The organism is Acinetobacter larvae (genome assembly GCF_001704115.1).
Taxonomy (GTDB): domain Bacteria; phylum Pseudomonadota; class Gammaproteobacteria; order Pseudomonadales; family Moraxellaceae; genus Acinetobacter; species Acinetobacter larvae.
On the sequence record NZ_CP016895.1, the window covers coordinates 2,143,116 to 2,156,863 of the forward strand.

The following is a 13,748-nucleotide window of genomic DNA, read 5'->3' on the forward strand; positions in this document are numbered from 1 at the left end:
GCTTACCATACGCGGCTCACACCAGCACCAACAGTTGATTTTTCTTGGCTATCAAATGCAGCACTGCCTTTGAAGACCCATTTACCATCATCAGATGAAAATGAACCACCAACAGCAATCGCATTTTGACCACGATAGCTACCAACACCGACCCCTAATGACTTCTGACCACCAACCATAACTTGTGGGATGTTCGCCATAGCAGACACGCCTGCAATACCGGCACGAGAACGTTTATCGACATTATAAACATAGCGATTTGTGTCATTAATTTGTTGTGTAAACGCTTCTTGCGTTTCAGCAAGTGTAGATTTCACATCATTTAATTGTGACACATTCACTGCATCGGTCTCCTTGGTTCCCGCTGCAACATGAGTAATTTGGCGTTCTTTATCTTCACTACCAACAGAGACCGTATTCTCACGATCAGCAACGGAACCCTGACCGAGTGCCACGCTATTTTTGCCTTTAGCAACAGCATTATTACCCAATGCTACGGCATTTTCAGCACTTGCCTCCGCACCACTACCACCAGCAAGTGTATTTTCAGCACTTGCTTGTGGTTTAACCACAGATGCTTGGGTATTGACTTGGAACATCCCGTCTTTACCTTCTTGAATGTTATTTACATCAGTTTTCACATTACTAATGTCTTCACTCATACCATTGGTCACGTCATTAATCCGCTGATCAGTATAGTCTTTGGCATCAGATAAGGTTTTGTCTAATTGACCTTTATTGACTGCATCAGAAGCAGTAACACCGTTGGCAACATTTTCAATGGTTGTACCACCAGAAGTCACGACACTATTCCCTTTACTGTCTTTAGCAATGTTTGCTGTATTGCCAGCTAACACCAATTTGTCTTTATCTAACTCACCATTTTCATCAACAGCATAACTTACAGTGCTTTCAGATTTGGCAACAATATTATTGACTTGACCTTGAATCGTGCTCACTCGACCATCGATATTGCTTAATGCACCACCGATATTGGTAAAGACTTGACCACCTATCTGATAATTAGGTCCAATGAGATTGCCGTTATTGTCTAGCATTGCACCTCCGCCCAAGGCTTTGGCAAGGTTCTCATTGCTGGTAAAGAGTTGACCACCATTAATCGCATCACGAGAATCTTTCGCAATTTTGCCATTAGCAACATTGGTCAATGTACTGCCTTGACCGGCATTGTCATTGAGGCTCACTTTGCCGCTTTCATCATAAGTTACGGCATTTAAGAGTTTGCCATCTTCACCCAAAATACCAATGTCTTTTAAGCTCTTGTCTAACTGACCTTTGCTCACAGCATCACCAGCATTGATACCGTCTTTAATGTTACTGATTACCGTACCTGCCGCATCAATACCATCTTTAGTTATTGATGGACCACTAGCGCCAATTTTAATGCCATCTTTGACTGTCAGCTGATCTGCCAAGTTAAATTGGAAGTCCGTACCACTTTGCGTAATCTTAATATTGCCATCTTTATTGGTGTAGTCGATGGTTGCATCTTTCTCAACCTTCACCGCACCCGTACCATTGGCAGAGACACTAAAAGCACCTTCGTCTAAGGTTTCAGTGATATTGGTTACACGATTATCAACATTGCTAATAGCATCACCGAGGTTATTCACGGTTTTATCACCAACGGTATAGCTTGGTGCTGTAACTTTACCATTGGCATCAACCGTTGAACCACCACCGAGCGCTTCGGCTACAGATTTATTGGTATTGTATAATTGAGTACCATTAATCGCATCACGAGAATCTTTCTCAATTTTGCCATTGGCAATATTGGTCAATATGCTGCCTTGACCTGCATTGTCATTTAGACTCACTTTGCCACTTTCATCATAAGTCACAACATTTAATAGTTTGTTATCTCCATTCAAAATACCAATGTCTTTTAAGCTCTTGTCTAACTGACCTTTGCTCACAGCATCACCAGCATTGATACCGTCTTTAATGTTACTGATTACCGTACCTGCCGCATCAATACCATCTTTAGTTATTGATGGACCACTAGCGCCAATTTTAATGCCATCTTTGACTGTCAGCTGATCTGCCAAGTTAAATTGGAATTCCGTTCCAGTATTCGAGATATCAATATTGCCGTCAGTATTGGCATAATTGATGATTGCATCTTTCTCAACCTTCACTGCATTCTCTTTACCATTGGCAGAGACACTAAAGGCACCTTCGTCTAAGGTTTCAGTGATGTTGGTTACTCGATCATCAACATTGCTAATCGCATCACCAAGATTATTCACGGTTTTATCACCAACGGTATAGCTTGGTGCTGTAACTTTACCATCGGCATCAACCGTTGAACCACCACCGAGCGCTTCGGCTACAGATTTATTGGTATTGTATAATTGAGTACCATTAATCGCATCACGAGAATCTTTCTCAATTTTGCCATTGGCAATATTGGTCAATATGCTGCCTTGACCTGCATTGTCATTTAGACTCACTTTGCCACTTTCATCATAAGTCACAACATTTAATAGTTTGTTATCTCCATTCAAAATACCAATGTCTTTTAAGCTCTTGTCTAACTGACCTTTGCTCACAGCATCACCAGCATTGATACCGTCTTTAATGTTACTGATTACCGTACCTGCCGCATCGATACCGTCTTTACCAAGCGAAGGACCATCAGTACCGACTTTAATACCATCTTGGACTATAAGTTGATCTGCCAAATTAAATTGGAATTCCGTTCCAGTATTCGAGATATCAATATTGCCGTCAGTATTGGCATAATTGATGATTGCATCTTTCTCAACCTTCACTGCATTCTCTTTACCATTGGCAGAGACACTAAAGGCACCTTCGTCTAAGGTTTCAGTGATGTTGGTTACTCGATCATCAACATTACTAATCGCATCACCAAGATTATTCACGGTTTTACCATCAACTTTATAGCTTGGTGCAGTCACTTTACCTTCGGCATCAACCGTGGCACCACCACCTAAAGCATCCGCTACAGTTTTATTGGTATAGTACAATTGAGCACCATTGATGGCTTCGCTTGAATTTACCGCGATGCTGCCACCGTCAACATTGCTAATGCGGCTTGCTTTACCATCCTTACCTTTAAGTGCAACATCGCCGGCGTCATCATAAGTCACTGCAGCAATTGCTTTGCCATCATCTCCGATCAAACCTGAAGCTTGGATTTTTTCATCAAGATCCTTGATTCTTTCATTCGATGTAAAGAGTTGATCACCCGTCACAGCATCTTTCGAACCAGCTTCTACCGCACCAGTACCAATATTGGTAATGGCTTTGTTTGCCGCATCGATACCGTCTTTACCAAGCGAAGGACCGTCAGTACCAACTTTAATACCATCTTGGACTATAAGTTGATCTGCCAAATTAAATTGGAATTCCGTTCCAGTATTCGAGATATCAATATTGCCGTCAGTATTGGCATAATTGATGATTGCATCTTTCTCAACCTTCACTGCATTCTCTTTACCATTGGCAGAGACACTAAAGGCACCTTCGTCTAAGGTTTCAGTGATGTTGGTTACTCGATCATCAACATTGCTAATCGCATCACCGATGTTATTCACAGGTTTACCATCAACTGTATAGCTTGGCGCAGTCACTTTACCATCAGCACCAATCGTTGCACCGCCACCGAGCGCATCCGCTACAGATTTACCCGTTGCATACAGCTGACTACCATTGACCGCATCTGTTGATTGATCAGTAATTTTTCCTGCACCAAGATTACTAATGACGCTACCATCTTTGCCTTTTAGCACAACATTGTCGTCATCACCATAAGTCACTGCAGCGATTGCTTTACCATCATCTCCGATCAAACCTGAAGCTTGGATTTTTTCATCAAGATCCTTGATTCTTTCATTCGATGTAAAGAGTTGATCACCCGTCACAGCATCTTTCGAACCAGCTTCTACCGCACCAGTACCAATATTGGTAATGGCTTTGTTTGCCGCATCGATACCGTCTTTACCAAGCGATGGACCGTCAGTACCAACTTTAATACCATCTTGGACTATAAGTTGATCTGCCAAATTAAATTGGAATTCCGTTCCAGTATTCGAGATATCAATATTGCCGTCAGTATTGGCATAATTGATGATTGCATCTTTCTCAACCTTCACTGCATTCTCTTTACCATTGGCAGAGACACTAAAGGCACCTTCGTCTAAGGTTTTAGCGATGTTGGTAATGTTGGTGGTGTTATCAGTTACACGACCATCAACATTGCTAATCGCATCACCGATGTTATTCACAGGTTTACCATCAACTGTATAGCTTGGCGCAGTCACTTTACCATCAGCACCAATCGTTGCACCGCCACCGAGCGCATCCGCTACAGATTTACCCGTTGCATACAGCTGACTACCATTGACCGCATCTGTTGATTGATCAGTAATTTTTCCTGCACCAAGATTACTAATGACGCTACCATCTTTGCCTTTTAGCACAACATTGTCGTCATCACCATAAGTCACTGCAGCGATTGCTTTACCATCATCTCCGATCAAACCTGAAGCTTGGATTTTTTCATCAAGATCCTTGATTCTTTCATTCGATGTAAAGAGTTGATCACCCGTCACAGCATCTTTCGAACCAGCTTCTACCGCACCAGTACCAATATTGGTAATGGCTTTGTTTGCCGCATCAATACCGTCTTTACCAAGCGAAGGACCATCAGTACCGACTTTAATGCCATCTTTGACTGTCAGTTGATCTGCCAAGTTAAATTGGAATTCCGTTCCACTATTCGAGATATCAATATTGCCGTCAGTATTGGCATAATTGATGATTGCATCTTTCTCAACCTTCACTGCATTCTCTTTACCATTGGCAGAGACACTAAAGGCACCTTCGTCTAAGGTTTTAGCGATGTTGGTAATGTTGGTGGTGTTATCAGTTACACGACCATCAACATTGCTAATCGCATCACCGATGTTATTCACAGGTTTACCATCAACTGTATAGCTTGGCGCAGTCACTTTACCATCAGCACCAATCGTTGCACCGCCACCGAGCGCATCCGCTACAGATTTACCCGTTGCATACAGCTGACTACCATTGACCGCATCTGTTGATTGATCAGTAATTTTTCCTGCACCAAGATTACTAATGACGCTACCATCTTTGCCTTTTAGCACAACATTGTCGTCATCACCATAAGTCACTGCAGCGATTGCTTTACCATCATCTCCGATCAAACCTGAAGCTTGGATTTTTTCATCAAGATCCTTGATTCTTTCATTCGATGTAAAGAGTTGATCACCCGTCACAGCATCTTTCGAACCAGCTTCTACCGCACCAGTACCAATATTGGTAATGGCTTTGTTTGCCGCATCAATACCGTCTTTACCAAGCGAAGGACCATCAGTACCGACTTTAATGCCATCTTTGACTGTCAGTTGATCTGCCAAGTTAAATTGGAATTCCGTTCCACTATTCGAGATATCAATATTGCCGTCAGTATTGGCATAATTGATGATTGCATCTTTCTCAACCTTCACTGCATTCTCTTTACCATTGGCAGAGACACTAAAGGCACCTTCGTCTAAGGTTTTAGCGATGTTGGTAATGTTGGTGGTGTTATCAGTTACACGACCATCAACATTGCTAATCGCATCACCGATGTTATTCACAGGTTTACCATCAACTGTATAGCTTGGCGCAGTCACTTTACCATCAGCACCAATCGTTGCACCGCCACCGAGCGCATCCGCTACAGATTTACCCGTTGCATACAGCTGACTACCATTGACCGCATCTGTTGATTGATCAGTAATTTTTCCTGCACCAAGATTACTAATGACGCTACCATCTTTGCCTTTTAGCACAACATTGTCGTCATCACCATAAGTCACTGCAGCGATTGCTTTACCATCATCTCCGATCAAACCTGAAGCTTGGATTTTTTCATCAAGATCCTTGATTCTTTCATTCGATGTAAAGAGTTGATCACCCGTCACAGCATCTTTCGAACCAGCTTCTACCGCACCAGTACCAATATTGGTAATGGCTTTGTTTGCCGCATCGATACCGTCTTTACCAAGCGAAGGACCATCAGTACCGACTTTAATGCCATCTTTGACTGTCAGTTGATCTGCCAAGTTAAATTGGAATTCCGTTCCACTATTCGAGATATCAATATTGCCGTCAGTATTGGCATAATTGATGATTGCATCTTTCTCAACCTTCACTGCATTCTCTTTACCATTGGCAGAGACACTAAAGGCACCTTCGTCTAAGGTTTTAGCGATGTTGGTAATGTTGGTGGTGTTATCAGTTACACGACCATCAACATTGCTAATCGCATCACCGATGTTATTCACAGGTTTACCATCAACTGTATAGCTTGGCGCAGTCACTTTACCATCAGCACCAATCGTTGCACCGCCACCGAGCGCATCCGCTACAGATTTACCCGTTGCATACAGCTGGCTACCATTGACCGCTTCTTTAGAAGAACTACTTATCGTACCCACACTTACATTTGCAATAACTTTATTGGCCGCGTCAACGCCATTTTTGCTAAGTGATGGACCGTTGGCACCCACTTTAATACCATTATTGACTGTCAGTTGATCTGCCAAGTTAAATTGGAATTTCGTTCCAGTATTCGAGATATCAATATTGCCGTCAGTATTGGCATAGTCAATGGTTGCATCTTTCTTAACCTTCTCCGCACCCTCACCATTGGCAGAGACACTAAAGGCACCTTGGTCTAAGGTTTTAGCGATGTTGGTAATGCTGGTAGTGTTACCTGTTACACGACCATCAATATTGCTGATCGCATCGCCGACTGTATGTACCGTTGTCTCACCGATTTTATAGCTTGGCGCAGTAATTTTACCATCCGTACCAACGCTTGAGCTACCACCTAAAATAGTTGCTACAGAGTCCGCCAAGTTATCAATAATCTGGTTAGTTGCATATAGCTGACTACCGTTAATTGCATCTGTACTATCTGTACTAATTTTACCAGTAGCAAGATTTTTTAACTGGCGTTCATTTCCTGCTGAACCAATAGAAAGTTGCATACCACTACTTGCAACTTTCCCCTTAAAACCACTATAAGTAATCTTACCAACAACGGCTTGAGTCTCTTCTGTTGCATTTGTTATAGTTGTTGCTCCCCCACCTAACGCAATTGCGCCTGTTTGGGTAACAGTTGCACCATTACCGATAGCAATCCCCGATGCTGCAGAAACAGTCGTATTAGTTCCCAGCGCCAAAGAGTTACTACTCGTAATTGCGCCTGTTTGGGTAACAGTTGCACCATTACCGATAGCAATCCCCGATGCTGCAGAAACAGTCGTATTAGTTCCCAGCGCCAAAGAGTTACTACTCGTACCAAGTATCTGAGCTTTTCTACCTAAAGCCAAACTTCCTGAACTATCTTTTTCAACAATAGAACTTACCCCCATTACTATTGAATAATCGCCAAGTGCACTGTTAGCGGTAGCGCTAGGGTTACCACCAATAGAGATTGCACTCCTACCTGTCGCTTTAGCCCAATCCCCGATAGCGATAGGTGAACCCGCACCTACAGCCTCTGCAGCTGTACCAATTGCAACTGGAGAGCCAAGACCACTAGCTCCTTGATTTGCTTTTGCTCTAGTACCTATCGCAATAGGATTTCCTTGAGCTGCTTCCACACCAGATGTTGCGTCACTACCCAATGCGATACCATTACCATTTAGACCAATAACTGTAGCTTTTTTACCAATGGCGATACCATCAGCACTACCAGTATTATTTTGATTAATAACTGTAGCTTGGTTACCAATGGCGACACCAGAAGCACTACCAGCATCTACAGAAGCATTTTTACCAATCGCAATTGAGCTAGCACCAGCTGCACCGTCATTATTAAAGTTACCATCGCTACTACCACCTTTAACGCTGAAAAAATGAAGTTCATCACTCGCAAAATTACTAATCGCTAAATCTGTTATATTGCTAGAATCCGTACCATCTAAAGCAACGGATTTGGTCTTTGCTGCTGAAATATCACTAAACGTTTTTGCTTCACATCCTAATGCCAAAGCAGAATCACTGCTTAACTGAGAAAAATAAATACAATCATCTATTTCTGTAGCTTTTACATCTGCAGCAAAAGAAAACTGGGTCCCAAATAAAGTCATTCCCAATATTGAGACAATTAGCTTACTTTTTTTAAAGACCATATGCGACTGTTGATCATCATGACTAACAGTTTGTATTAACTGACTTCGAGTTGATGATTTTCCTTTTGCAGATGCTAACTCAGATACAGCAATCCATATATTTAGAGATGCATTCCAAACGACCCTATAGATTTTATTCACAATTAAACCCTATCGTAATTAACATATAAAACCCTAAAAAATACAAAACATATATTCAAGGTTACTCGATAGCATTTAATCAGATACAAATGTGATGTAAATCTCACATTAATTTTTTATAATTAAAATTTCGAATATCAACCACTCAGCACAGCAAACACAATAAACACAACACATATTTACAATGAGAATTAAATTAAATTAAATTAACACATATGTTTTAAATAAAATAAAAAATCATATTTTATTTTACTAATAAAATACAAAGCAATATAATTAAAGATTTTAAAATAATTTTAGCCTCAAGGAAAAATAAATAAAAACTTAATAAAAACATGCCACCAAAAGATTAATTAAATAAAAATACATTCAAAAGCAACGAATGATGAAAATAAAATTTAGAAATACAATTAAGAAAAAATAAACAAAGAAAATTCTTCAGAACGCACAATAAATTAATACCTATATATTCACCATTAATAGATAAAATAATATTATACATAAATTCAATCATCACTAAAAACAATCAACTTAAAATCAATTAAATATAAATTATTTATTATAAATCACCTAAAAATAATAAAATAAAATCATGTAATTTAACTAAAAACATAAAATGAAAAAAATTTTAAGAGTTAAATATTAATAAAACGATTTTTATAAAATAGTTTACTCATAAAATAAAAATCTAAAAAAATATCTTGTTGACTTCTCATACAATTTTTGACTTATGCAAAAAACATTCAAATTATGAAAACTCTTATTTGGATTCGTATGCTTTCAGCTTCACAAGCCAAATTATTTAGTTACAAAAAAACAAATCTAAAGTAAAGATAGTTTGTATTTATAAAAATTTAAATCCTGCCTACACTCAAGCAAAACAACAGCAATGGAGTGTCGATCATGGTTGATCACAATCAATTTCAAAATTTGAACTATCAAGCACATTGGATGCCTTTTTCAGCAAATCGTAATTTCCAACAAGACCCACGTATCATTGTTGCAGCCAAAGATGCCCATCTCATAGATCAGCAAGGTAGAAAAGTTTATGACTCATTGTCTGGACTGTGGACCTGTGGTTTAGGGCACTGTGTACAGGAAATCCAGCAAGCTGTCAGTCATCAATTGGCTACATTGGACTATTCCCCCGCATTTCAATTTGCTCATCCACTGTCTTTTCAGTTGGCTGAACAAATCACTGCGTTATTGCCAGATCCGTTAAATCATGTGTTTTTTACAGACTCTGGTTCTGAATCTGCCGATACCGCCATTAAAATAGCCAAGGCTTACTGGCGCATTCGCGGACAAGCCAATAAAACTAAAATTATTGGGCGTGCACGTGGCTATCACGGGGTCAACATTGGCGGGAGCAGTGTCGGTGGTATTGGTGGCAACCGTAAAATGTTTGGACCATTGATGGATGCAGACCATATCCCACATACCTTGCAACCCAATATGGCTTTTACCAAAGGTATGGCTGAACAAGGGGGGATTGCCTTAGCTGATGAAATGCTCAAAGTCATTGAGTTACATGATGCATCGAATATTGCAGCATTGATTGTAGAACCTGTCTCTGGTTCAGCAGGGGCACTCATTCCACCACAGTCCTATTTAAAACGCCTCAGAGAAATTTGCGATCAACATAATATCCTGCTCATTTTCGATGAAGTCATCACCGGCTTTGGTCGTTTAGGTCGCTATAGTGCCGCAGAATACTTTAGTGTCACGCCTGATTTACTCTGTTTTGCCAAACAAATCAGTAATGGCGCTATTCCTCTCGGTGGAGTAGTCGTTTCAAGTCAAATCTACGACACCTTTATGCAGCAAGACTTAGCAGCGCATGCGGTAGAGTTTAGTCATGGTTATACCTACTCTGCCCACCCTGTTGCCTGTGCGGCTGGACTCGCCACACTGAGAGTCATGGCGGAACAAGACATCGTACAACAAGCAGATGCTTTAAGCAGCGATTTTGAACAACTCATCCATCAACTGAAAGACAGTAAACACGTGATCGATATCCGTAACTGTGGCTTGATTGGTGCCGTACAACTACAGGCACGTGATGGTGACCCGACCATACGGCCATTCGAAGTTGGTATGCGACTCTGGCAAGCAGGTTTTTATGTACGCTTTGGTGGTGATACCTTGCAATTTGGACCAATGTTCAATAGTCGCCGCAATGATTTAAATAATCTCTTTTGCGCAGTAGACGAACATTTATCCCACATTGCCTAGCAGATGTCTTCGTCTCAAGGCGCAACCTTATTATTCTAATTTACCCAAATGCCAACAAAAACGGCGCACCCGATCGGGTGTGTCAGAGGATTTAGACATGGAAACCATTGGTCATTTTATACAAGGTCAAGTTCAAAATAGCGGTACACGTTATCAAACCGTATTTAATCCCTCCACAGGAGCAGCCCACAAACAAGTAGCTTTGGCAGATCATGACACAGTTGATCAAGCCATTGCCGCTGCTACAGCAGCCTTTCCTGCATGGCGCGATACCCCAGTCATTAAACGGGTACGCATTATGTTTAAGTTCAAACAGTTACTTGAGGAACATGCTGATAAAATCTGTGAATTGATCGGGCAAGAACATGGCAAGATTTCTCATGACGCTATGGGGGAATTACAACGTGGTATTGAGAATGTTGAATATGCCTGTGCAGCAACTGAGTTTTTAAAAGGCGAATTTAGTAAAAATGTAGGACCTCATATCGACTCATGGAGTGAATTCCAACCACTCGGTGTAGTTGCTGGAATTACCCCCTTTAACTTTCCAGTGATGGTGCCGCTGTGGATGTTTCCGATGGCCTTGGTTTGTGGTAATTGCTTTATCTTAAAACCATCGGAACGTGACCCGTCGTCAACGCTCTATATCGCACAATTGCTTCAACAAGCAGGCTTACCCGATGGTGTTTTTGCGCTGGTCAACGGCGATAAAGAAGCGGTTGATTATTTATTGCATGATCCCCGGATTCAGGCGATTAGTTTTGTCGGCTCTACCCCGATTGCAGAATATATCTATCAAACGGCAACGGCAGCTGGTAAACGCTGTCAGGCCTTAGGCGGAGCAAAAAATCATGCCATTATTATGCCGGATGCCGACCTAGACAATGTGGTCAGCTCATTACTTGGTGCAGCTTTTGGTTCCTCCGGTGAACGCTGTATGGCCTTGTCAGTTGCGGTTGCCGTTGGAGATGAGATTGCAGACCAAGTGATTGAAAAGCTTCAAGCTGAAATGCAAAAACTACGTTACGGTGCATATCATGATGCGGACAATGATTTTGGTCCTGTCATTACCCAAGCCCACAAAGACAAAGTGCTTGGCTATATCGATAGTGCAGAGCAACAAGGGGCTAAAATCGTGGTCGATGGACGACAAGCCCAAGTCGCAGGATTTGAAGCCGGCTTTTTTGTTGGACCTACTTTAATTGATGCCGTTACAGCAGAGATGCACAGCTATCGCGCAGAAATTTTTGGTCCAGTTTTACAAATTATTCGTGTCGACAGTATGCAAGATGCCATGCAACTCATTGATGCCCATGAATATGGTAATGGCACCTGTATTTATACCCGTGATGGAGAAGCGGCGCGTTATTTTAGTACGCACATTCAGGTCGGTATGGTGGGGATTAATATTCCCTTACCTGTGCCTGTGGCCTATCACAGCTTTGGTGGCTGGAAGCGCTCTCTGTTCGGTGATCTCAGTGCCTATGGTCCAGATGGCGCGCGTTTTTATACCCGCCGTAAGACGATTACCCAACGTTGGCCCAGCGCAAATTTGCGCGAAAGCAAACAGTTCTCCATGCCCACCTTAAACTAAAACAAAAAACTCTGGGAAGAAATTGACTGTTCTTCCCTTTTTTTAATCGACTGAAGGACTACAATAGCCTGCATCTTTAGCGATCGCAGAGCGTATTCAGTTGATATCCAGTCAATCATTTTTAAGGATAAAAAATGAAGAATCAAAATAATACGACCCCAAAACTTGGTGAAGGACTAACCAATCGTCAAGTCATGATGATCAGTATCGGCGGTGTCATTGGTGCTGGTTTATTTATTGGCTCCTCTGCAGCCATCGCCAAAGCAGGTCCTGCTGTAGTACTTTCATATGCCTTAACCAGTCTGGTCGTCTTTTTAGTCATGCGTATGCTGGGTGAAATGGCAGTGATGCAACCAGATACCGGTTCATTCTCAACTTATGCCAGTAAGGCTATTGCACCGTGGGCAGGCTTTACCATTGGTTGGTTATACTGGTGGTTTTGGGTATTGGTCATTCCCGTTGAAGCCATCGCAGGTGCAGAAATTTTACATGCTTGGTTTCCCATGCTGCCCGCCTGGTTATATGCCTTACTCTTTGTTGTCATTTTAAGTTTAGCCAACTTATTTGATGTGAAAAACTTTGGCACTTTTGAGTTTTGGTTTTCACTGATTAAAGTCGTTGCCATCTTGATGTTTATTGGCATTTGCGGCTTAGCCGTATTTGGGCTATGGCCATGGGCTGATGTCAGCGGGATTGCCAATCTCTATCAAAATGGCGGCTTTATGCCCTTTGGTTTTGGTGGCATCTTGGCCGGGATTTTAATCACGGCCTTTTCTTTCTTTGGTGTAGAAATTTTATCGATCGCTGCTGCTGAAGCTCATAATCCGCAAGAGAAAATTCGTAAAGCCACCAATCTGGTGATTTATCGTATTATTCTATTTTTTGTGGTGTCTATTTTCTTGGCGGTCTCTTTGGTCGATTGGCGTGCTTCGGGTCTAAAAGACTATGGTACCTTTCAATATGTCCTCATGACCCTCAATGTACCGGGCACCAAACTGATTATGGACAGTGTGGTATTTGTTGCCGTTGCCAGCTGTATGAATGCAGCACTTTATACAGCATCTCGTATGTTGTTCTCTCTCGGGGCCCGCAAAGATGCGCCGGCTGCCGTGACACGCCTAACCCCTCGCGGCGTTCCGCGTGTTGCAGTGATTTTATCTTGTGTGGTGGGTATTTTAGGCTGCATGGCGAATTACTTCTTCCCAGGTCAAGTACTGACCTTTTTATTATCGACAACGGGCGCAATTGCCTTACTGGTCTATTTGGTGATTGCAATTTCCCAACTACGTTTACGCAAACGTTATGAGGCACAAGGGGTCGAGATACCATTTAAAATGTGGCTATTTCCTTGGTTGACATGGTTGGTCATTTTGATGATCGTCTCGGTACTTGGCTATATGTTCTTCTCCCCCGATTATAGTTACGAAACATTAATGTCTTTGACCGTCACTGGTGTGGTCGTGGTCTGCGGTGTGTTCATCAATTATAAACGGAAAAAGAAATATGCTTTAACCAAACAACTCAGTTAAAACAATGCAGTAAATTACTCTAAACTCTTTAGAAAGATGAACGCGCTATAC

General features: G+C 41.6%; 4 protein-coding genes. 3 read left to right on the top strand and 1 reads right to left on the bottom strand.

What is annotated here, in order from left to right; all coding sequences use genetic code 11:
* Positions 1–2 precede the first annotated feature (2 nt).
* Entirely contained in the window at positions 3–8,339 is an 8,337-nt protein-coding gene (locus tag BFG52_RS09720) for an ESPR-type extended signal peptide-containing protein (protein WP_067555351.1), read from the bottom strand.
* 903 nt (positions 8,340–9,242) lie between these two features.
* On the opposite strand from BFG52_RS09720, the gene BFG52_RS09725 reads away from it, so the two are divergent.
* From BFG52_RS09725 to BFG52_RS09735, 3 genes are all read left to right on the top strand, one after another.
* Complete coding sequence (locus BFG52_RS09725) at positions 9,243–10,574, top strand: aspartate aminotransferase family protein (RefSeq protein WP_067555354.1); 1,332 nt, start codon at positions 9,243–9,245, stop codon at positions 10,572–10,574.
* A 97-nt stretch (positions 10,575–10,671) separates the two neighbouring features.
* Positions 10,672–12,168, top strand: a complete 1,497-nt coding sequence (locus BFG52_RS09730; protein ID WP_081408676.1) for a CoA-acylating methylmalonate-semialdehyde dehydrogenase — start codon at positions 10,672–10,674, stop codon at positions 12,166–12,168.
* A 134-nt stretch (positions 12,169–12,302) separates the two neighbouring features.
* A complete protein-coding gene (locus BFG52_RS09735; RefSeq protein WP_067555360.1) occupies positions 12,303–13,697 on the top strand; it encodes an amino acid permease in 1,395 nt (464 codons plus the stop codon).
* Positions 13,698–13,748: the final 51 nt, after the last annotated feature.

What these genes read in the sequence shown, in the direction of transcription:
- BFG52_RS09725 (WP_067555354.1), top strand. Translation starts at nt 9,243, where the DNA reads ATGGTTGATCACAATCAATTTCAAAATTTGAACTATCAAGCACATTGG.
- BFG52_RS09730 (WP_081408676.1), top strand. Translation starts at nt 10,672, where the DNA reads ATGGAAACCATTGGTCATTTTATACAAGGTCAAGTTCAAAATAGCGGT.
- BFG52_RS09735 (WP_067555360.1), top strand. Translation starts at nt 12,303, where the DNA reads ATGAAGAATCAAAATAATACGACCCCAAAACTTGGTGAAGGACTAACC.